18 protein-coding genes are annotated in these 20,863 nt (G+C 55.5%); 13 read left to right on the forward strand and 5 right to left on the reverse strand.

The window, feature by feature from the left end; all coding sequences use genetic code 11:
• Positions 1 to 203: 203 nt before the first annotated feature.
• A complete protein-coding gene (kynU, locus tag RBB44_RS02780; RefSeq protein WP_306148327.1) occupies positions 204 to 1,424 on the forward strand; it encodes a kynureninase in 1,221 nt (406 codons plus the stop codon).
• Here the strand turns inward: kynU and RBB44_RS02785 are convergent.
• On the reverse strand, positions 1,417 to 3,510 hold the full coding sequence (locus tag RBB44_RS02785) for a bifunctional diguanylate cyclase/phosphodiesterase (RefSeq protein ID WP_209002318.1): 2,094 nt from the start codon (positions 3,508 to 3,510) through the stop codon (positions 1,417 to 1,419). The two genes, kynU and RBB44_RS02785, sit on opposite strands and share 8 nt — an antisense overlap.
• Positions 3,511 to 4,235: 725 nt before the next feature.
• Here RBB44_RS02785 and RBB44_RS02790 point away from each other — a divergent pair.
• From RBB44_RS02790 to hemP, 9 genes are all read left to right on the forward strand, one after another.
• A complete protein-coding gene (locus RBB44_RS02790; protein ID WP_209179273.1) occupies positions 4,236 to 5,006 on the forward strand; it encodes an ABC transporter ATP-binding protein in 771 nt (256 codons plus the stop codon).
• Entirely contained in the window at positions 5,003 to 5,710 is a 708-nt protein-coding gene (locus RBB44_RS02795) for an ABC transporter ATP-binding protein (protein ID WP_209172553.1), read from the forward strand. Before RBB44_RS02790 ends, RBB44_RS02795 begins: the two co-directional genes overlap by 4 nt.
• Positions 5,711 to 5,715: 5 nt before the next feature.
• Complete coding sequence (locus RBB44_RS02800; protein ID WP_133948610.1) at positions 5,716 to 6,588, forward strand: branched-chain amino acid ABC transporter permease; 873 nt, start codon at positions 5,716 to 5,718, stop codon at positions 6,586 to 6,588.
• Between the two features lie 14 nt (positions 6,589 to 6,602).
• On the forward strand, positions 6,603 to 7,565 hold the full coding sequence (locus RBB44_RS02805; RefSeq protein ID WP_209172554.1) for a branched-chain amino acid ABC transporter permease: 963 nt from the start codon (positions 6,603 to 6,605) through the stop codon (positions 7,563 to 7,565).
• A gap of 91 nt (positions 7,566 to 7,656) precedes the next feature.
• On the forward strand, positions 7,657 to 8,862 hold the full coding sequence (locus RBB44_RS02810) for an ABC transporter substrate-binding protein (RefSeq protein ID WP_306148328.1): 1,206 nt from the start codon (positions 7,657 to 7,659) through the stop codon (positions 8,860 to 8,862).
• 105 nt (positions 8,863 to 8,967) lie between these two features.
• Complete coding sequence (locus tag RBB44_RS02815; RefSeq protein WP_306148329.1) at positions 8,968 to 10,146, forward strand: NAD(P)/FAD-dependent oxidoreductase; 1,179 nt, start codon at positions 8,968 to 8,970, stop codon at positions 10,144 to 10,146.
• Between the two features lie 97 nt (positions 10,147 to 10,243).
• On the forward strand, positions 10,244 to 11,281 hold the full coding sequence (locus RBB44_RS02820) for a LacI family DNA-binding transcriptional regulator (protein ID WP_306148330.1): 1,038 nt from the start codon (positions 10,244 to 10,246) through the stop codon (positions 11,279 to 11,281).
• A 136-nt stretch (positions 11,282 to 11,417) separates the two neighbouring features.
• Positions 11,418 to 11,882: an iron-responsive transcriptional regulator RirA gene (rirA, locus tag RBB44_RS02825; RefSeq protein WP_306148331.1), complete on the forward strand. Its 465-nt coding sequence runs from the start codon at positions 11,418 to 11,420 to the stop codon at positions 11,880 to 11,882.
• Positions 11,883 to 12,238: 356 nt separating this feature from the next.
• Positions 12,239 to 12,451 (forward strand): hemin uptake protein HemP, encoded by a 213-nt coding sequence (gene hemP, locus RBB44_RS02830; RefSeq protein WP_040451480.1) that lies wholly within the window; start codon positions 12,239 to 12,241, stop codon positions 12,449 to 12,451.
• 2 nt (positions 12,452 to 12,453) lie between these two features.
• Here hemP and RBB44_RS02835 read toward each other — a convergent pair whose 3' ends face one another.
• The 4 genes from RBB44_RS02835 to betI form a co-directional block, all read right to left on the reverse strand.
• Positions 12,454 to 13,752, reverse strand: a complete 1,299-nt coding sequence (locus RBB44_RS02835; RefSeq protein ID WP_306156094.1) for an adenylate/guanylate cyclase domain-containing protein — start codon at positions 13,750 to 13,752, stop codon at positions 12,454 to 12,456.
• 151 nt (positions 13,753 to 13,903) lie between these two features.
• Positions 13,904 to 15,367 (reverse strand): betaine-aldehyde dehydrogenase, encoded by a 1,464-nt coding sequence (gene betB / locus RBB44_RS02840; protein ID WP_306149790.1) that lies wholly within the window; start codon positions 15,365 to 15,367, stop codon positions 13,904 to 13,906.
• A 52-nt stretch (positions 15,368 to 15,419) separates the two neighbouring features.
• Positions 15,420 to 17,078: a choline dehydrogenase gene (gene betA, locus RBB44_RS02845; protein WP_306149791.1), complete on the reverse strand. Its 1,659-nt coding sequence runs from the start codon at positions 17,076 to 17,078 to the stop codon at positions 15,420 to 15,422.
• 19 nt (positions 17,079 to 17,097) lie between these two features.
• The gene (betI, locus tag RBB44_RS02850; protein ID WP_306149792.1) at positions 17,098 to 17,700 is read right to left on the reverse strand and encodes a transcriptional regulator BetI; all 603 of its coding nucleotides are present in this window, start codon (positions 17,698 to 17,700) and stop codon (positions 17,098 to 17,100) included.
• Positions 17,701 to 17,898: 198 nt separating this feature from the next.
• Between betI and RBB44_RS02855 the strand changes: the two genes are divergently transcribed.
• From RBB44_RS02855 to choV, 3 genes are all read left to right on the forward strand, one after another.
• Positions 17,899 to 18,843: a choline ABC transporter substrate-binding protein gene (locus RBB44_RS02855; RefSeq protein ID WP_306149793.1), complete on the forward strand. Its 945-nt coding sequence runs from the start codon at positions 17,899 to 17,901 to the stop codon at positions 18,841 to 18,843.
• A 76-nt stretch (positions 18,844 to 18,919) separates the two neighbouring features.
• The gene (gene choW / locus RBB44_RS02860) at positions 18,920 to 19,762 is read left to right on the forward strand and encodes a choline ABC transporter permease subunit (RefSeq protein ID WP_133948595.1); all 843 of its coding nucleotides are present in this window, start codon (positions 18,920 to 18,922) and stop codon (positions 19,760 to 19,762) included.
• Complete coding sequence (gene choV, locus RBB44_RS02865) at positions 19,759 to 20,802, forward strand: choline ABC transporter ATP-binding protein (protein ID WP_306149794.1); 1,044 nt, start codon at positions 19,759 to 19,761, stop codon at positions 20,800 to 20,802. Before choW ends, choV begins: the two co-directional genes overlap by 4 nt.
• Positions 20,803 to 20,863: the final 61 nt, after the last annotated feature.

The following is a 20,863-nucleotide window of genomic DNA, read 5'->3' on the forward strand; positions in this document are numbered from 1 at the left end:
GGTTGTGTGACAGATGAGGCGCAAACTATCAGGTCTCACCACCCAAAATGGCAGTATAACGAGCAATTCTGTGTTGATTGCGACATTTTCGAAACGACTGATTTTCCTGTGAACATCGGCTTGGGGAAACAGTTGTTCCGTTGGTTGCCCTTTGATAGCGTGCGGCTCCCAATAAATCACACCAACTGGTATAAGAGATCCATATGCAATCCCAGCACCCTTCTGACAAAAATGACGTCCTTCGCACGAAAAAGGATGCATTCAAGATACCGGAAGGCGTGATCTACCTGGATGGGAATTCGCTTGGTGTCCTGCCGAAAAATGTCCCGGCCCGGCTTGCCGAAGTTGTCGAGCAGGAATGGGGAACGAGCCTCATCAAGTCCTGGAACGAACATAGTTGGTTCGATCTGCCACTACGGGTCGGAAATCGAATTGGCCGGCTGATCGGCGCGCCTGAAGGCTCAGTTGTGGCGTGCGACAGCACTTCTGTAAATGTGTTCAAGGTGCTCGCAGCGGCTCTCTCTCTCCGGTCGGACCGGAAGGTGATCCTGTCCGACAACGGGAACTTTCCAACAGATCTCTATGTGGCGTCCGGTTTGGCCGAATTGCTCGACAAAGGTCACGAGTTGAGGGTCGTCGCGCCCGAAGACGTTGACGGCGCTATAACCGAAGAGGTCGCGGTTGTTATGCTGACGCAGGTCGACTACCGGACGGGCCGTTTGCATGACATGGCTGCGTTGACGAAAAAGGCTCACCAAGCGGGTGCGCTCGCGATTTGGGACCTGGCGCATTCAGCAGGTGCGATCCCAGTCGATCTGGAAGGGGCAAAAGCCGACTTTGCCATTGGGTGCGGGTACAAATACCTCAATGGAGGACCCGGGGCGCCAGCGTTTCTTTATGTGGCTGAAGGTCATCAGGAGAAAGTGACATCCCCGGTCACGGGTTGGATGGGGCACGAGGCGCCATTTGCTTTCGATCTCGATTATCGCGCCATCCAAGGTGTGAACCGCATGACGGTTGGAACGCCGGCGATCCTGTCGCTGTCCAGCCTTTATACCGCTTTGGACGTCTTTGAAGATGTCGACATGGCTGACATCCGTAAGAAGTCCATCTCCTTGAGCGAATTGTTTATCAAGGAGGTAGAGGAGAAATGCCCGCAACTGACACTGGCGAGCCCGCGCGATCCGGAGACCCGCGGCAGTCAGGTCTCGTTCCGGTTTGAAGAAGGGTATGCTGCCATGCAGGCGTTGATTGCGCGTGGCGTGATTGGCGATTTCCGGGCACCGGATGTGATGCGTTTCGGCTTCACGCCGCTCTACATGTCTCATCAGGATGTAGTCGACGCCGTTGCGATCCTCGCAAACATCCTTGAGACGGGAAGTTGGGACCGCCCGGAATTCAAGAGCCGGGCAAAAGTCACTTAGTCGGTATGTGCGCCTGACTTTCCAGGAAGCCCAAGAACCGGTCCTCCGGGACCGGTTTTGAATAGAGGTAACCTTGGAACCGGTCGCAGCCGTTTTCCGTGAGCCAGTCTCTTTGTTCGACCGTCTCAACGCCTTCGGCGACCACGGTGGCGCCCAATGCGTCTGCAAGCGAGAGGATCAGTTTCACGATCGCCCCCCCGTTCGAGATGTCATTGATGAACATCCGGTCGATTTTGATACCGTCGATCGGATAGTTATAGAGATATGCAAGGTTCGAATAGCCGGTGCCGAAATCGTCAATGACGATGCTGTAACCGATGATCTTGAGTTCGTTCAACGCGGTAAGTGCGTCCGGGATCTCGCCTAGAACGACATTCTCCGTAATCTCCAAGATGATCTTCGTAGGATCGCAGCCATAAATATCGGGCAAATCCATCATGAGTGCGGTGAATTCCGGATCGGACAGCTGCCAGGGCGAGACATTCATTGAGATCGAGATGTCAAAGCCACGTTGCTGGAACCGAGTTTGTGCCTGCGCAACGCTCCTGCAGACCCACGCGCCGATCCGATTGATTAAGCCCGTGTCTTCGGCAAGCGGAATGAACTGATCCGGCGGAACAAGCCCTTTTTCTGGGTGAAGCCAGCGGATCAACGCTTCGGCGGATACAGTTTCGCTGGAGGCGGTCAACGCGATCGGTTGGAAGTAGAGCGCGAACTCGTCCTCTTCGATCGCTCGTTCCATATCTTTTTTCAGTGCAAGATTTTCATCCCGCCGGAGCCGCATCGCGTCATGAAAGCGGACGCATTTCTCCTTAGAGTCCTGCTTGGCCTGATAAAGGGCCAAATCTGCGTTCCGGATCAGGTTGTCGATAGAGCGGCCGTCCTCTGGATAATGTGAGTAGCCGATACTCAGACTCACACTGCGCGGGTGACCATCGATCATCTGCTGATAACTGAAGCTCCCGAGCAACGATTTGCCGAACCAGCCCGGACCTTCGGCCTCCGGGTCCTCAAGGTGACAGATGAGAAATTCATCGCCGCCCAGGCGCGCAACAATGTCCTGAGGACCTGCAATCTCTTTCAGACGGTTGCCAACAAGCTGCAGCAAGGCGTCCCCGGCGGCGTGGCCCATCGTGTCATTGATGGCTTTGAAGTCGTCCAGGTCGACGAGATATAATGTAGCCGTCAAACCCTTTGTCGCCGCATCGGCGAGCAACTTAGACAAACGCTCGGTCAAATAGGTGCGGTTCGATAGTCCGGTTAGAGCATCATGGCTCGCCAGATACTGGGCCCGCTCCTTTGTTTCATGAAGCTCGGTAACGTCTATCTCACTGACTAGGTAAGCTGGCTGGCTGGTAACCGCGTCGCTGCATGGCCGGACAGTCAGTTCATGCCATCGGTCGCCTTGGCTGGTGCGCACAAGCGCGACGAGGCGTGCATTCCGCTCTTTGTCCAACCGCTCTTTAAGGTGCAGGATGTCTGCCGGATTTTGAAATTGCTGATAGAAATTCGTTTCAAGATCCACACAAGCAGCCCGTGCTGCTGTGTTCCGGTAAAGTGGAGAGCCGTCTTTCGTAAAGAGCGAGATCATCACGGTGGTGTGCATCAACGCTTCGGCGCTGCGAAGGGTCTCTGGCTGTTGTTCGTGATGGTCTCGCGCTTCGCACAGCATTGCCATGCGCCCGTCGTTTAGGATGATGCCACTAAGAGTGACCTGAAGAACCCGGGCTTTTCCTTTGGGATAAAGTGTCCAAATCTCGGAAACACTTACGTCCTTTTGAGTGAAATCCTGCCGATATTGTTTCAGCCGTTGGTCCACGGAATGAGACATGTCGGATGCCATATCTCTGGCCCGTAACTCTTCCAGACTTGGCGCGCCGGTGATTTCCAAAGCCTTTTTGTTGGCCCAAATTATTCTTTTTTCGTCGAAATCAAAAATCCAGACACCGGTGTCAAGCCGGTCATAGATGCTTGTAATCAGGCGGGCATCGAACCTGAGATCGGTGATTGCTATTCCGGCATGTTCAGACTCATCTGTGGAGTGCCGCACAATCTTTTGGAGTTTAAGTTGATCGGACAGGGTCATTCTCCACGCCATGCATACGCATTGCAAACATCGTCCAACTCGACAGTTTAACCACCTGCAATCTAGGATTTAAAAACCAATATCCGCAGGACTAACAATGTCTCAAACCGGATAAGAGATGGCTTCTTGCTAAGCGGCTGTTCCTAATGGATGTATTTAAAAATAGGTAAGAGTGGTGAAAATTCTCCTAACTCCATGATGTTAAATCGCAAAAAACAGTGTACATGATTGGCGTTGTATCTGCACTAGTTGTGTTGACCGCAATTGAGCGTGCCTATCATTGTTTTCTCGAACACTAGCCTCGGCCGCTGGTTTTTCGTTTTCCAGCAGAAGCTTCTCGCTAAACGCGTATTCTCAAGACAGCAAAGGACTGTGGCGCTGCGGCTAGACAGCCCAGCAATTTCCCATCCAGGATTTGTATGAAACAATTGGGTCTTGTCTTTGCTATTTGATTTACGCCTGTTTGCTCTGTTCCCGCTGTCATATCTTTTGACTTGGCGTTGAATACGGATCAGCTGTACCAAAACGCCTCGATAATCGGAAAAACTTGCCTTTTCTGGTGCAAAGGGCGGTTTTTATGAGTTGATTGATCTGCCAATGAAGCTAGAAGGATTGGGGCCGCGCCAAGGAAATATGGCGGCGGATCCTTTCGTGGATCTTGCGCGACAATCGAAGCGGCCAAAGGAAAATAAGAAAGACCGCTTGGGGGGCGGCGAGGAGCTTTGATGCTGGAGCTAGATCAGCTCGTTATGGATTTTAGTGGGTTTCGGGCGGTAAACGGCTGCTCGTTTCGGGTGGAAGAAGGCAGTATCACCGGTCTGATTGGCCCAAACGGTGCGGGTAAGACCACCCTGTTCAATCTGATCGCAGGTGCGCTGCAGCCTACGAGCGGCACGATCCGTTTTCTGGGCGAAGATGTGACGCCATTGGCCAGTCATGAACTGTTCCACAAGGGGCTGGTACGCACGTTCCAGATACCGCACGAGTTTCACAAACTTACAGCGCTTGAAAACCTGATGATGGTCCCGCCGTCGCAGCCGGGAGAAAGCTTGTTTTCGAACTGGTTATCCTGGGGCAAGGTGAAGTCGACAGAAGCGCTGGTTGAGAAACGGGCCTACGAAACACTCGAGTTCCTCGAGCTTTCTCATATCGCGCACGAGCGGGCAGGAAACCTGTCGGGCGGCCAGAAGAAGCTTCTTGAGCTTGGTCGAACAATGATGACCGACGCAAAGCTGGTTTTGCTGGACGAGCCAGCCGCTGGTGTAAACCGGACATTGCTGCGCAAACTGGAAAGCAAGATCGAGCTTTTGAACAAGGAGCGCGGTTACACGTTCATCCTGATCGAACATGATATGGAAATGATTGAAAAGCTCTGCGATCCCGTGGTCTGCATGGCAGAGGGCAAAGTGCTGATCGAAGGTGACTTCCAGACAGTGCGGTCCAACCCGCAGGTTCTGGAAGCCTATCTTGGTGAGACGACAGGAGACGCCGCATGACAGCTCTCCTCTCAATGGAAGCCATCACTGGCGGTTACGGTGATGCCAACATCCTTGAAGACGTCTCGATGCATGTGATGGCGGATGAAATCGTCGTCATTGTTGGCCCGAATGGCGCCGGCAAATCGACGGCGATGAAATCGGTGTTCGGCCTGCTCAACATCCGCGGCGGTAAAATGATGTTCGATGGTGATGACATCACCGGATGGGCGCCCAACCGCATTGTTCAACGCGGGATCTGCTATGTGCCTCAGGTGGACAACATCTTCCGTGAGATGTCTATCCATGAAAACCTGGAAATGGGCGGGTTCCTGAAAAAAGGCGATCTGTCGGCTGCCTATGACCGTGTTTACGCGTTGTTCCCTGATCTGAAGGAACGCCGCAAGACGATGGCGGGCAGCTTGTCTGGCGGCCAACGGCAGATGGTCGCGATGGGCCGGGCATTGATGCTGGATCCTAAGCTACTGCTGTTGGATGAGCCGACCGCAGGTCTCTCTCCGAAATATATGGAGCAGATCTTTCAGATCTGTCGCGACGTCCGGGACACGGGTGTTGCCATTCTGCTCGTCGAGCAGCATGCAAAACAAGCGCTGGCATTTGCCGACCGCGGCTATGTGCTGGCAGCTGGTAAAAACCGTCATGAAGGCTCAGGGGCCGATTTGCTGGCTGACCGCGAGGTCGCCGAGATGTTCCTGGGGGGCTGAGCGGTATGGATTTGTTTGAACTTCTAAACTTTTACGTCATTCCAGGCATCGTGCTCGGATCAATCTATGCGCTGGGCGCGGTCGGTATCACGTTGATCTTCGCGATCCTGCGCTATGCGCACCTGGCGCACGGCGATTTGGCAACACTTGGTGCTTTCATAGCTTTGGCAGTGGTCACCACTCTTGGCGTGTCGCCGCTCGCAGCATTGCCTGTCGCGATCATCGCAACTGCTGCCGTAGCCGTTGGCATCGACAAGGTGTTTTATGACCACCTGAGAGAGCGCCCGAAGATCGTCACGGTGATGGCATCGCTCGGCATTGCGCTCATGATCCGGGCGGTTGTCCAGGTCGTCTGGGGTGTGGATACGGAAACCTATTCGCGCGGCATTGTCCGGCCGGAAAACTACTTCGGTCTGCGGATCCGGGATCGCGAGATCTACACAGTGATCGCAATGCTGGCGCTTGTCGGCGTCCTCCATGTGTTCCTGACCCAGTCTAAATGGGGCAAGGCCATGCGGGCCATGTCCGACAACCCGAACCTTGCGCTGCTGTCAGGGATCGACAACCGCAAGGTCATCATCCTGACATGGGTGATTGCCGGTGGTTTGTGCGCTGCCTCGGGCTTCTTCCTCGGACTGAACACTGAGCTGAAGTCCATGATGGGTTGGCACATGCTTCTGCCCATGTTCGCAGCGGCCATTCTTGGCGGTGTCGGACGGGTTGAAGGGGCTGTTCTTGGGGGACTAATCGTCGGCATTGCCGAAGAGCTGTCCGTGCTTGTCATCCCGAGTGAGTACAAGGCTGCGATGGCCTTTGCGATCTTGTTGTTCATGCTGCTTGTGCGCCCGACCGGGTTGCTCAAGGGCAAGGTTCTTTAGGGGGAGGGCACAAGATGGAATTTCTGGGTCTTGTAAATTACGCTCTCTTCATGGCGATTTTCATTGCCATCTACGCGCTTCTGGCACTCGGCTTGAACATCCAGTGGGGTTTTGCCGGTCTGTTCAATGCCGGTATTGCTGGCTTCTTTGCCGTCGGGGCCTACACCTCGGCGATCCTGACAACAGAAGCCGTAGACGGCCGGATCGGCGGGTTCGATCTTCACTTTGTCATCGGTTGGATCGGAGCCATGATCGCTGCGGCGCTGGTGGCTTGGCCGATTGGGAAAATCTGTCTGCGCTTCCGTTCTGATTATCTCGCGATTGCTTCAATCGGGATTGCTGAAATCATCCGTCTGGTAATCAAGTCGGAACCGGCGCTGACAAACGGCGCGCGCGGCATTCCGGGTATCCCGCGGCCGATGAGTGACATTGGTTATATGGAATCTCAGGTCGCTTATCTCATCATCGTTCTGGCAGTCTTGATTGCCGCGTATGTGCTGGTCGAGCGTCAGTTCAACGCGCCATGGGGCCGGATGATGCGCGCGATCCGGGACAATGAAGATGCCGCCAAGGCGATGGGTAAGGATGTGGAATTCCGCCGCCTGGAAGCCTTTATCTTCGGCGCAGCGCTTATGGGGCTGGGTGGAGCGCTGTTTGCGCACTTCAACCGCTCTATCACACCTGAGGCCATTGATCCGATGGTCGCAACCTTCCTGGTCTGGATCATGTTGATCCTGGGCGGGTCCGGCAACAACCGCGGCGCCATCCTGGGTGCAGCGGTGGTTTGGATCATCTGGTCGGTGTCCGAGATTGCAACAGATCGCCTGCCGCATGAATATGCGATCCAGGCCAAATATATCCGCTTGTTCCTCATTGGCTTGATGCTGCAGCTGGTGCTGCGGTTCCGACCGGAGGGGCTGCTTCCAGAGCCGCTCAGGGGCGACCAGCGGAGTGCAAAAGGCGGTGCGGACCACTAGGCCCGCGCCAGGGTGGCGCAACCCTAACGAGTTGTGCTACCCAAGACGTTCAAAAGATCCGGCAAAGACCGGTTAATGAGGAGGTACTTTCATGAAAACCAAGCTTCTGACGCTTGCTGCTGGCCTGATGACGGCAACAGCACTGGCCACCGTTCCGGCAAACGCTGATGTGAAGATCGGCCTGATCGGCGGTGTCTCCGGCCCGATCGCAGCGATGGCTCCGGCCATGATCGACGCAGCGCAGCTGGCTGTTCAGCAGGTCAACGAGCAAGGCGGCATCGGCGACGGCGAAAAGCTCGTCGGTGTTGTCGGCGATAGCGCGTGTAACCCGCAAGGCGGCACGGACGCTGCGACCAAAGCTGTCAACATCGAAGGCGTTGCTGGTATCGTTGGTCCGCATTGCTCCGGCGCCGTTCTGGCAGCAGCCGGTTCCGTCACCATTCCGGCTGGCGTAACCTTGGTCACACCGTCCGGTACGTCCCCGGAAATCACAAACCTTGAAGACAACGACTCGGTTTTCCGGACCGTTCCGTCTGATGACTACCAGGGCCGTGCACTGGCGCGTACTCTGAAAGACATGGGCTATGGCAAGGTTGCGGTTGCTTATCTCAACAACGATTACGGCACGGGTCTCGCAAACGCATTCAAGACCGAGTACGTCGATGCGCTCGGCGGTGAGATCACACAGTTCGCAGCGCACGAAGAAGGCAAAGCGTCCTACCGTTCAAACCTGGCTGAGCTTGCCAAGGGCGGCGCCGACACGCTGGTCATCTTCGACTACGGTGACGGCACAGGCCTCACCATCCTGCGTCAGGCTCTGGAAAACGGTTTCTTTGAAAAGTTCGTTGGCGGCGACGGCATGAAGTCCGACGCAGTCATCAATGAGCTTGGTGCAGAGAACCTCGCAAACTTTGTTTCTTCTTCGCCGGTCGGTGAAAAGTCTGACTCTCTGGACATCTTCAACGAAGCCTTCAAAGGCGTTGGCGGTGATCCGGACGCGATTTTTGCAAACACCTCCTATGACGCAGCTTTCTTGCTGGCACTGGCATTGGAAAAAACCGGTGGCAAAAAAGAAGGCGTTGGTGCTGCTCTGAGAGAAGTCTCCAACGGTGAAGGCGAAGCGATCCGTCCAGGTGAGTGGCAGAAAGCAAAAGAGCTGATCGCTGCTGGTACCGCGATCGACTACAAAGGCGCTGCTGGTGACCATAACTTCGACGCAAAAGGCGACGTTCCGGGCACCTTTGCGCTCTTTGAAGTTGGCGCTGACGGTTTCGAAGTTGTGTCCGAAATGAACTAAGCTTTTTCTTTCTGAGACGCGAGTTTTGTAAGCCGGTGGTCCGAAAGGGCCGCCGGTTTCGTTTGGACTCTGGTAAGCGGGAGTAAACGCTGTATAACCGCCGCTATGCGTGATCTGGATGTTCTTGTGCTCGGCGGCGGTGCCGCCGGATTGATGTGTGCGATTGAGGCGGCCAAGCGGGGCCGTCAAGTATTGGTCCTGGACCATGCCAAGCGACCGGCAGACAAGATCAGGATCTCCGGCGGCGGCCGCTGCAATTTCACCAACCTGCATTGCTCACCGGCCAATTTCCTTTCCCAAAACCCGAGGTTCTGCGTCTCGGCCCTGAAACGCTACACCCAACAGGATTTCGTGGGTCTTGTCGAAAAACACCGGATCTCCTGGCACGAAAAAACGCTGGGTCAGCTTTTTTGCGACAACTCCTCCAAAGACATCATCCAGATGCTTTTGTCCGAGTTGGAGGCAGCTGGTGGTGTTTTGCAGCTGGAAACCTCGATCTCGGCCGTTAGCAAACCGGATGACCGCTTTTCCGTTGCAACGTCGAAAGGGCCGGTGCGGGCCAAGTCTCTTGTTGTTGCAACAGGAGGGCCGTCGATCCCGAAGATGGGCGCGACCGGATTTGGATATGATCTCGCCCGGCAATTCAGTCATGATGTCATTGCGCCGCGCGCAGCGCTGGTACCGTTGACATTTTCTGACGCCAACAAGGATTTGTGCGCTCGTCTGTCAGGCGTCTCGGTTGATGCGGAAGTTAGTTTCAAAAAGACCACGTTCCGCGAAGGGCTGCTGTTTACCCATCGTGGTTTGTCCGGTCCGTCCATCTTGCAAATATCATCTTATTGGGAAGAAGGCAGTCCGATCTCTGTGAACCTTCTCCCCGCGACGGATGTGTTTGACGTACTGCGATCAGCGCGATCAGCGACACCGAAACAGGATCTCAAAACCGGGTTGACCCAGTTGCTGCCATCGCGTCTGGTCGACGAGCTGTCGCAGGCTTTTCAGTTGAAAGGCCGTATGGCGGATTTGTCCGACAAGGTTCTGCGCCGCTGTTCAGAGCAACTCAATCGCTGGCAGCTGGCACCCGTTGGCACGGAAGGTTACCGGACCGCCGAGGTGACGCTGGGCGGTGTGAACACAAAAGAACTCTCTTCCAAAACCATGGAAAGCACTAAAGTTCCCGGGCTTTATTTTATTGGCGAAGTGGTTGATGTGACCGGGCATCTTGGTGGCTTTAACTTTCAGTGGGCCTGGTCGTCCGGGCACGCGGCCGGTCAATTCGTCTAGATCTCAAAGTGCTTAACCAGCGCAATATTTCGCATTGCACCATTTTTTGATGACCGTGCCTCATTTCTTGCTATAGTCGCCTGAAAGGGAGGGGCTCTTGAAGCGTGTGACGATCCATGATGTGGCTGAAGCGGCGGGTGTTAGCCTGGCTACGGTCGATCGGGTTTTGAACACGCGGCCCGGTGTGCGCAAGGCGACAATTGAAAAGGTTCGCCAGGCTGTTGAGAGACTGAACTACCAGCCGGATGTCTTTGCAGCGGGCCTCGCCAAGAAAAGCGCCTACCGGCTGCATTTCTTGATCCCGAACGGGCCGAATGCCTTCATGGAAGATCTGACACGGGAAGCCAAGGCGCATGCACAGTCCATGAGTGGCGCGCGTATGCAGGTGCATGTCGAGCCGATTGATGCCTTTGATGGTCACCGGGTGACCGGAACACTCGCCGTTCTCGACAAATCCGTTTGTGATGGTGTCGCCGTGGTCGCGCCCGCGTTTCCAGAGGTGCGCGCGGCTATTGATCGTTTGCAGGACCGCGGCGTCCCTGTCGTGACACTGGTGTCCGATCATCCGGCCTCCGCCCGGCAGCACTTCGTCGGCATCAACAATGTTGCTGCTGGCCGGACGGCTGGCCGGTTGATGGGGCGGTTTTTGCCGAAGGAGCCTGGAAAGATCGCGTTGATTGCCGGCTCTCTTGGGCTGAGGGACCACGCTGATCGATACACTGGCTGCCGGGAAGTGATTGACACTGAGTATCCGCATCTAGAGCTCTTAAAGGTGCGCGAAGGCCGGGACGACAATCGGAGAAATGAAGATGTGGTGCGCAAACTGCTCTCCGAACATCCGGACCTTTCTGCGGTCTACAACATCGGTGCAGGCAACAGGGGCGTGATTGCGGCAATTCGGGACAACGGCCGTGCGGACGATATTGTCTTTGTCGGTCATGAACTCACGCCTTACACCCGCCAGGCGCTCCGGGATGGAATAATGGATGCTGTCATTGCTCAGGATCCCGGTCACGAAATCAGAAGCGCGATCCGGGTGCTCAAGGCACTTTGCGATGGGGTGCCGATCATCGAAGATCAGGAGCGCATTGGTATTGATGTTTTTCTCAAGGAAAATTTGCCGGAAGACGTTTAACTGGCTGCACGGCTGAGCAGTCGAGTACCTGAGATGTCCGTGATTGCGGGAAATTTGCCATAGAAACCGCAAAACTTGGCCATTACACTCCAAATTTAGGATTGACCTTTTCAGTCCGCAGCCGCATATCTAACCCATGCGTTTGACACAACAGACAAACTATGCCGTCCGCGCACTTATGTATTGCGCGGTAAATCCGGACAAGCCAAGCCGGGTTGCAGATATTGCAGCCAGCTTTGAGATGTCCGAGACGCACCTGTTCAAGATCATGAAGGTGCTGGTGGATGCCAATTTGATCCGGACCATTCGTGGCCGGAACGGCGGCGTTATGCTGGCCCGCCCTGCGGAAGATATCTCCGTTGGCGAAGTTGTTCGGGCGGCAGAAGAGAGTTTTCTCCTTGCCGAATGCTTCGATTCGGGCCGAAAGGACTGTCCTTTGATCATGTCTTGCGGCTTCAATGGACTGCTGCATGAGGCGCTCGAGGCCTTCATGGAAGTGCTCGATGCAAAGTCCATTGCGGATCTCTCTGAAGACCGGTTTGGCATGCGGACGCTTCTGAACATCGAAGCTACTGAACGTCCGGTCGCAGCGAACGCCTGATCGTTTTCGACCTGCTTCAAACAAATAAAGCCGCCCAAAGGGCGGCTTTATTTGTCTGTTCTGTCGGTTTCCCTTTTGAACAAAGCCTAGCTGGCTGACCGCTGAGGGAGAGGAGAGGGCGGTTGGCTTGCCGGCATTTGGCACCCTGTCGAGACAGGGGACCTGTCTTCGAAGAACCAGAGGACGCGATTTCCAGTTCCTTTCCGATCAGGCATTGCCTTCATAGGAAAACTTGAGTATGAGTGTCAAGTATAAAGTGGAGTTAAAAACTCAGCTTATAAGAATCATTTCTAGACAGCGCTGATTTTGGCGAAAAACAGCGCAACTGATCACTCACCAAGAGATGGATGATAGCCATGACGCCTTCGACAAACAGCCGCAAACAACGTTTGTCCCTTTCCATGCCAGGCGCCCGGCCTGCATATACGAAGGTTCCGGTATCGAAGGGAAAACCGCAGCTCAAATCCGATGACCTGTTTAGTGGCACCCGGGAGATAAACATCCTCCACAATGACGACACCTATCGGTTGACCATTACGAAACAGGGCAAATTGATACTGACGAAATGATCTTAGTTCACCGCCATATCGTGTGTCGGGGCTGAGTAGATCGCGACGGGGCTGCCGACGCCGCGTAACTCATGATCTCCCATCGGATCCAGGGCAGATTGTAGTCCGGTCGACCGGACTGGGTCGGTCAGGAGAAGCGTTTTTCCAAGCGGTTTGCAAAGTGATTCCACACGGCTTGTTTCATTTACGGCGCGGCCAATCACGGTAAAGTCGAGCCGCTCCTCGCCGCCAACATTTCCGAAAAACACCTCACCCATGTGAAGGCCAATCCCGATCTTGAGCGGATGCCATACGGCTGGATCGGGGAGGCCTTCCGGAGGCGTTTCGTTGAAATAATCAATTTCTGACAGGACTGCCCGGGCCGCCTTGACCGCAGCGTCTGCCGCCGCTTCCCGGCCCAGGGCCTTTTGATCGAAAACCGCGAGAACGCCGTCACCCATGAACTTTAGAATTTCCCCCCCGAACGCCAGTACGGAGGTTGATACCCGGTCAAAATAGGCATTGAGAATGGCGGTCACTTCAGGTCCGCTCATCCTATCGGCGAGTTGGGTAAAACCGCGCATGTCGCTCATGAAGACAACAGCATCGATGGCCTCGCCATCACCGCGTTTGATCTCTCCATCCAGGACTCGTTGACCGGCAATCGGCCCAAGATAGGTATCGGCTACGTTCCGGGCGATGCGCTGAACAATATGCCGTTCAACATGCAGCGCGAACAGTTCGATGACGGACCGGATCCGCTCTTTATCGCCATCTTGAAAACCGCCCTTGCGCGTGGTCGCGAGGGTCATGGCGTTGTTCATGGCCCCGGCTGCGCTGAGGGGTATGGCGACGTAATTCGTGTAGCCCTGTTCAGCAAGTTCCGTCATAATTGGAAAAGCGTTGAGACCCTCATCGGTCTCAAGATCCACTTTTACGAACTCTCCCTCTGCCATTACCTTGTACAGTGGGTTGCGCGTAAAGGCTTCATGCTGGATGGCATTGGCATCTGCAGCGATTTCATCGCAAAATCCGTCAAGCGCGCTCCAGAACCAGGAAAACCCGATCACACGCGGGTGCAGGGTGCCAACGTGGAGAGTGGCCCGGTCAATGCCGAGATTGGCTGCATGGCAACGCCACATGAACTCCTCGTACATCAACATCACGTCCTTGATGCTGGTCGCGTCATTCAAAAGCCAGCTTTTAACATCTTCGAGCGTCTGGTCAGACGGTGCGCAGGAGGCCCCCCGGCTGGAGCGGGCCAAAAGCTGTACACTCGCAGCATACGTTCTAGGAGAGGGATCGAGGGCGTGACGGGTCATGAATATCCGGTTGGTTCAAAGGCGGTGTCTATTATCTGGACGGTTTTGCTGGAAATTCAATTGGCAACAGACGCGCCTGCTGGCGGTCGAAACAAAAACTCCCCGTTCATTAAGAACGGGGAGCACACTGATTGGATAAAGGGACGTCTGATTAGAAAGCGGCTTCGACACCACCCATTTCAACATAAACGCTTTTGATCTGGCTGTAATACTCGATCGCTGCATGCCCGTTTTCACGGCCCATACCGGATTTTTTATAGCCGCCAAACGGCATCTCGATCGGTGTCAGATTGTAGGTATTGATCCAGCATGTGCCCGCCTGCAGTTGATCAATCACCCGATGCGCCCGTTGGATGTCTTTTGTGAAAACCCCTGCGGCCAGACCGAATTCGGTATCGTTGGCGCGGGCGATGACATCGTTTTCATTGTCAAAATCGAGAACGCTGAGCACCGGCCCGAAGATTTCTTCTTGTGCAATCCGCATGTCGTCCTTGACGTCGGCAAAGACGGTGGGTTGGACGAAATATCCGTCCGGCAGGCTGTCGACTTTGGCCGCGCCGCCACCGCAGACAAGGCGGGCTCCTTCATCCTGACCGATTTGCATGTAGGACAGCACTTTGTCGAGCTGCGCCTTGGAGACGAGCGGGCCAATGCTGGTCGCTTCATCCAGCGGATCACCGAGGACTGCATCGCCGGTTCGCTCGGCAAGACGTTTCAGGAATTGTTCCTTGATAGCGGTATGCACAAAAACGCGCGTACCGTTTGAGCAGATCTGGCCGGTTGAATAGAAATTCGCGTTGATCGCAGCTGAAATCGCGTTTTCGATATCCGCGTCATCAAAGATGATCAGCGGTGACTTGCCACCGAGCTCGAGCGTTGTCTTCTTAAGGTGCTCACCGGCGAGAGCTGCCACCTTTGCACCTGTCGGAACAGAGCCGGTCAGCGAGACTTTTGCAATATCCGGATGGGCCACCATCTTGGCGCCAACATCGCCAAAACCCTGAATGACGTTGAAAACGCCGGCCGGAAGACCGGCTTCCGTCAACGCTTCCGCGAGCTTAAGAGCGCTGAGCGGTGTGACTTCGGATGGCTTGAAGATCATCGCGTTGCCGCAGACGAGTGCGGGGGCAGCTTTCCAGCAAGCGATCTGGATCGGATAGTTCCACGCGCCGATCCCGAAGCAAATGCCAAGCGGTTCGCGCTTTGTGTAGGCAAAAGAGCCGCCGAGATCGATATGTTCACCGGTGAGCGTTGCCGCGAGTCCGCCATAATATTCGAGGCAGTCAGCACCTGAGGCTGCGTCCGCGATCAGGGTTTCCTGAAGCGGTTTGCCAGTATCCAGCGTCTCCAGAACTGAAAGCTCATGGTTCTTTTCCCGAAGGATCTCGGCTGCCTTGCGCAGAACGCGGCCACGTTCTGCTGGAGGCGTTGCGGCCCATACTTTCTGGCCTTCCTTGGCTGCGGAAATGGCTGCTGCAATGATGGCGTCATCTGCAGGATGGATCTGTGCAATGACCTCACCTGTTGCCGGGTAAAGGGAGTCAAAGGGCGTTCCGCTCTGGCTTTCCGTATAGGCTCCGCCGATGTAGTGGGACGCATTCGGTTGGGCGCGCATGAAGGGGCTCCTGCTTGTCGTGTCTTGGGTCCGGTTTGTACCGGAGAATGTGTTAGCGCTGGCTGGTTTCCCAAGCCGGGTTGATCCAGGGTTCCTGATTGGACGCAGGAAGCGGCGTCTTGCCAAGGATATGGTCAGATGCTTTCTCGCCGACCATCAGGGATGGCCCGTTCAGATTTCCATTGGTGATCTGTGGGAAGATGGAGCTGTCCGCAACCCGTAAACCATCCACGCCGATCACCCGGCATTCCGGGTCCACCACGGCCATTGGGTCATCTTTGGCTCCCATCTTACAGGTACAGCTCGGATGGTAGGCGCTTTCGACGTGTTCCTTGATGAAGGCGTTCAGGTCTTCGTCGGTCTGAACATGATCGCCAGGCTGGATTTCCTTGCCGCGGTAAGGGGCAAAGGCCTCCTGGCCGAAGATTTCGCGGGTCAGGCGGATGCAGGTGCGGAAGTCCTCCCAGTCCTCTTCATGAGACATGTAGTTGAAGAGAATTGACGGTTTCGAGCGCGGATCATTCGAGGTCAGACGGATCCGGCCACGTGACTTGGATCGCATTGGCCCGACATGTGCCTGGAAACCGTGCCCTTCTGCTGCAGCTTTGCCGTCATAGCGGACGGCAAACGGCAGGAAATGGTACTGGATGTCCGGGTACTTTACACCCGCTTTGGACCGGATGAAGGCACAGCTTTCGAACTGGTTGGACGCACCAAGGCCATTTTTGAAGAACAACCACTGCGCGCCGATCACAGCCTTGGAAATCAGGTTCCAGTGCTTGTAAAGCGTGATTGGTTGGGTACACGCCTGTTGGAGGTAAAGCTCCAAATGGTCTTGCAGATTGGCACCGACGCCTGGACGGTCTGCAACCACATCGATCCCAAGTTCAGACAGGTGATCCGCGGGGCCAATGCCGGATTGCATGAGGATCTTTGGGGAGTTAATCGCCGAGGCCGACAGCACAACCTCGCGAGCCGCACGGGCGATTTGGATTTCGCCCCCGACTTCAAACTCTACGCCCGTCGCCCGGCCGCTTTCGATTATGACCTTCCGGACCAAAGCGCCTTTGATCAGATCAAGATTGCCGCGGTTCAGAGCGGGCTTTAGGTAGGCATTTGCGGCAGACCAACGCCGGCCTTTGTGGACCGTCATTTCCATATCGGCGAAACCTTCTTGGCGTTCGCCATTGTAGTCTTCGGTCACGCCATACCCGGCCTGTTCGCCAGCATCTTTGAACGCCCGGAAAAGCGGGTTCCATTTGCTGCCACGCTGGATGTGCATCGGGCCATCAGTGCCGCGCCAGCCGTCTTGGCCGCCGTGGCTGGTTTCCATCCGCTTGTAGTAGGGAAGGACATGACGATAGCCCCAACCTGCGGCACCCATTTCCTCCCATGTATCAAAGTCGCAGGCATGGCCACGCACGTAGACCATTCCATTGATCGAGGAGGAACCGCCGATCACTTTGCCGCGCGGTGTTGCGAGGCGCCTGCCATCCAGATGCGGCTCCGGCTCGCTCTCAAAACCCCAATCATAAAGGGACATGTTCATCGGATAGGAGAGGGCTGCGGGCATCTGAATGAAGGGGCCCGCGTCGGTTCCACCAAATTCCAGAACGAGAACACGGTTCTGCGGATCTTCGGACAGGCGGCTGGCGAGGGCGCACCCGGCCGATCCGGCACCAACGATGATGAAGTCGAACTGGTTCGTCATGACAAGTCTCCGGGCCGCGTCACTGAGACGGGCGCTGTGCGGTCGCGGCCGCAATCTGTGTTTCAACGTAGTCTTCGACCAGGGCGATGGCCGCCTGGCGGTCGGTTTTGCTGTCACTGAGCGCCTGGCGGATCCAGACGCCGTCAATCATGGAGGCGGTTCCTTCCGCAAGGCGAAGAGCATCTTCGCGCGGAACAAACGCCTTGAAGTTGTGCGTCAGGTTGGATGCAAGCCGCGCCGCGTAGATTTTTAACAGGCGCCGGTTGCTCGTTGTGGTGCGTGATTGAACATAAAAAGCCAGCCATGCAGCAATGACCGCAGGTTGAAACTGGTCCACGGCAAAGTTGCCCGCGATGATCGCCGATATGCGTTCCCTTGGCGTTGACGCCTTGCTCAGGCCTTCCTGAATTTCACGACCCAACTCGGTAAGCAGGTGCCGCATTGTGGCCGCAAGTAATTGATCTTTCGAGCCAAAGTAATGATGGACAAGACCGCCCGAAACGCCGGCGCGCTTGGCGATTTGCGCCATCGTGACGTCGCTGTAACCGCGCTCATGAATAGCATCAACGGTTGCATTTATAAGGCTCCGGCGCCGCTCTTCTTCCATCCCGACTTTGGGCATTGTGCTCTCCAGATTTTCCTAATTCCTATTTTTAATTGATCAATCAATCAATGAAAACTTGCAAAATTCTCTCTAGAGTGTTTCCATTTCGGACATACCGGCTGCTAAGAGAGAGATGGCTCGGCAGAAATGCGGAGCCGTGAAGAAAAATTCAAGCGGCTGAGACCAGAGACTGAACTAAAAAGGGGAACTTCAAATATGAAACTCACAACCAAACTTGTAAGCGGTCTGGCTCTCGGATTGATGATGACCGGAACTTCCCTGGCCGCCGAGCCGGAGAGCTGCAAGACCGTTCGCTTCTCCGATGTTGGTTGGACCGATATCACCGCAACCACTGCGGCCACGACCGTTGTTCTCGATGCGTTGGGCTATGACACTGAGGTCAAGATCCTGTCGGTTCCGGTGACCTACGCGTCTCTGAAGAACAAGGACATCGACATTTTCCTCGGCAACTGGATGCCGACCATGGAAGGTGACATCAAGGCATACCGCGAAGACGGCTCTGTTGAGACCGTCCGTGCCAACCTTGAAGGCGCCAAGTACACGCTCGCCGTTCCGCAATACACCTACGACAAGGGCCTGAAGAGCTTCCAGGATATTGCGAAGTTCAAGGACGATCTGGATGGCAAGATCTACGGCATCGAGCCGGGCAATGATGGCAACCGTCTGATCATTGGCATGATCGACGAGAACCTGTTTGGCCTGGAAGGTTTTGAAGTCGTCGAGTCTTCTGAACAAGGCATGCTGGCGCAGGTGTCCCGCGCTGAAAAGCGTGACAAGGACATCGTCTTCCTGGGCTGGGAACCGCATCCGATGAATGCAAATTTTGACATGGCTTACCTCGAAGGTGGCGATGAAATCTTTGGCCCGAACTACGGTGGTGCAACGGTCTATACCAACGTGCGGGCCGGCTACACCAGCGAGTGCGCCAATGTCGGCAAGCTGCTCAACAATCTCGAGTTCTCTCTTGCGATGGAGAACGAGATCATGGGCGCAATCCTGAACGATGGTGAAGATCCGCAAAAAGCAGCCAAGGCATGGCTGAAAGCGCACCCTGCAACGTTCGAAGCGTGGCTCGACGGTGTCACCACATTCGACGGCGGAGAATCCATCGCTGCTGTCAAAGGCGACCTTGGTCTTTGACACCTGACAAACAGGCGCCGTGTCTCTCAGACCCGGCGCCTTTTCTTTGTCTGACACTTGAAAGTGGAGCGTCAGGTTGAACTGGCTGACAGATTACAAATTGCCGATTGGGCCATGGGCGCGGACCATGGTCGATTGGCTCACCGACAACGCCTATTGGGTGTTCGACGGCATCTCTGTGTTTTTGGAGACGCTGATCGACGGCATCTTGTGGCTGTTGCAAACCCCGCACCCGCTGGTCATCGTGGCACTTGCTGCAGGTGCGGGATATGCGGTGCACCGGAAGATCTCATTGGCGGCGTTCATTGCGGTTTCCCTGATGCTGATCATCAATCAGGGCTATTGGGAAGAAACCACAGAAACACTCGCCCTGGTGATTGCCGCCTCCGTGGTCTGTATGGCTGTCGGCATACCCATTGGCGTGTATGGTGCGCATAATCCGCGGTTTTTTGCAGCCCTGCGGCCGGTCCTCGACCTCATGCAGACGATCCCGACATTCGTGTATCTGATCCCGGCCCTGATCCTGTTTGGGCTTGGCATGGTGCCAGGTTTGATCGCAACGGTGATTTTCGCCATTCCAGCCCCGATCCGGCTGACGCAGTTGGGTGTTTCCTCGACACCAACAGCCCTTCTTGAAGCTGGGGAAGCGTTTGGGGCGACGAAGTCGCAGCTGCTCTGGAAAATCGAGCTGCCATATGCGCTGCCGCAGATTATGGCCGGCCTGACGCAGACCATCATGCTGTCCCTGTCGATGGTCGTGATTGCTGCTCTTGTGGGCGCTGACGGTCTCGGGGTGCCGACACTTCGTGCACTCAATACGGTGAACATCGCGCAAGGCTTTGAAGTCGGGGTTTGTATCGTCCTGATCGCGATTGTTCTGGACCGGTTTTTCCGTAAGGAAGAAGGAGGCAAATCATGAGTGCATCGGAGAACACACCGGTTGTTTCCTTCAAGGACGTCGACATCGTTTTTGGCAACAATCCGCAATCGGCCTTGCCTTTGATCGATGCTGGCAAGACACGGCAGGAGATCCAGAACGAAACGGGTCAGATCCTGGGTGTTGCCGGAGCAACCTTTGACATTTTTGAGGGCGAAGTCATCGTTCTGATGGGTTTGTCCGGGTCTGGGAAGTCGACTCTCCTGCGCGGCGTGAACGGATTGAACCCCGTCATCCGGGGGGAAGTGCAGGTCCATGATGGTGAGCGCTACATCAACCCTGAGACATGTTCGGAAGCTGAATTGCGTCAGCTGCGCCGCAGCCGGATCGGCATGGTCTTTCAGCAGTTCGGTTTGCTGCCTTGGCGTACCGTCTCTGAGAACGTCGGATTTGGTTTGGAGCTTGCCGGTGTTGCGCAAAAAGACCGCGACGCGAAGGTGAAAGAGCAGCTCAAGCTCGTGGGTCTTGCCGGGTGGGGTGAAAAATACGTCCATGAACTGTCGGGCGGCATGCAGCAACGCGTCGGTTTGGCCCGGGCGTTTGCAACCGATGCCCCCCTTCTTCTGATGGATGAACCGTTCTCGGCTCTTGACCCGCTCATCCGCGACAAGTTGCAGGATGAACTTCTGGATCTTCAGAAGGAACTCAACCGGACCATCATATTCGTTAGCCACGATCTGGACGAGGCGGCGAAGATCGGATCTCGTATCGCAATCATGGAGGGGGGACGGGTCATCCAGCTCGGCACGTCGCAAGAGATCGTGAAGAAGCCGGCAACGCCCTATGTGGCCGATTTCGTAAGCCACATGAACCCACTCAATGTACTCCGGGCGCGCGATATTATGGTGCCGCCGGGAAGCATTCCCGGATCTATGGCCAATGCACCGACCTGCAAGGCCGACACGACCATCCGCGAGGTAGCTCGGCTGAAGAAAGACAGCACGGAGCCGGTCGTCGTCCAGCGTGACGGTGCCGTAGTCGGTGTGATCGGTGAAAACGAGCTGCTTGAGTGTATGCTCTAGAACTAAAAACGGGGCCTGTTGGCCCCGTTTTCATGTTTGAGCTTCGGCGCGATATCGCTGC

The sequence above is a fragment of the Roseibium sp. MMSF_3247 genome (assembly GCF_030733765.1).
Classification (GTDB): Bacteria; Pseudomonadota; Alphaproteobacteria; order Rhizobiales; family Stappiaceae; genus Roseibium.

Coding starts and splice junctions, on each gene's coding strand:
- kynU (WP_306148327.1), top strand. CDS start 204: ATGCAATCCCAGCACCCTTCTGACAAAAATGACGTCCTTCGCACGAAA.
- RBB44_RS02785 (WP_209002318.1), bottom strand. CDS start 3,510: ATGACCCTGTCCGATCAACTTAAACTCCAAAAGATTGTGCGGCACTCC.
- RBB44_RS02790 (WP_209179273.1), top strand. CDS start 4,236: ATGCTGGAGCTAGATCAGCTCGTTATGGATTTTAGTGGGTTTCGGGCG.
- RBB44_RS02795 (WP_209172553.1), top strand. CDS start 5,003: ATGACAGCTCTCCTCTCAATGGAAGCCATCACTGGCGGTTACGGTGAT.
- RBB44_RS02800 (WP_133948610.1), top strand. CDS start 5,716: ATGGATTTGTTTGAACTTCTAAACTTTTACGTCATTCCAGGCATCGTG.
- RBB44_RS02805 (WP_209172554.1), top strand. CDS start 6,603: ATGGAATTTCTGGGTCTTGTAAATTACGCTCTCTTCATGGCGATTTTC.
- RBB44_RS02810 (WP_306148328.1), top strand. CDS start 7,657: ATGAAAACCAAGCTTCTGACGCTTGCTGCTGGCCTGATGACGGCAACA.
- RBB44_RS02815 (WP_306148329.1), top strand. CDS start 8,968: ATGCGTGATCTGGATGTTCTTGTGCTCGGCGGCGGTGCCGCCGGATTG.
- rirA (WP_306148331.1), top strand. CDS start 11,418: ATGCGTTTGACACAACAGACAAACTATGCCGTCCGCGCACTTATGTAT.
- hemP (WP_040451480.1), top strand. CDS start 12,239: ATGACGCCTTCGACAAACAGCCGCAAACAACGTTTGTCCCTTTCCATG.
- RBB44_RS02835 (WP_306156094.1), bottom strand. CDS start 13,752: ATGACCCGTCACGCCCTCGATCCCTCTCCTAGAACGTATGCTGCGAGT.
- betB (WP_306149790.1), bottom strand. CDS start 15,367: ATGCGCGCCCAACCGAATGCGTCCCACTACATCGGCGGAGCCTATACG.
- betA (WP_306149791.1), bottom strand. CDS start 17,078: ATGACGAACCAGTTCGACTTCATCATCGTTGGTGCCGGATCGGCCGGG.
- betI (WP_306149792.1), bottom strand. CDS start 17,700: ATGCCCAAAGTCGGGATGGAAGAAGAGCGGCGCCGGAGCCTTATAAAT.
- RBB44_RS02855 (WP_306149793.1), top strand. CDS start 17,899: ATGAAACTCACAACCAAACTTGTAAGCGGTCTGGCTCTCGGATTGATG.
- choV (WP_306149794.1), top strand. CDS start 19,759: ATGAGTGCATCGGAGAACACACCGGTTGTTTCCTTCAAGGACGTCGAC.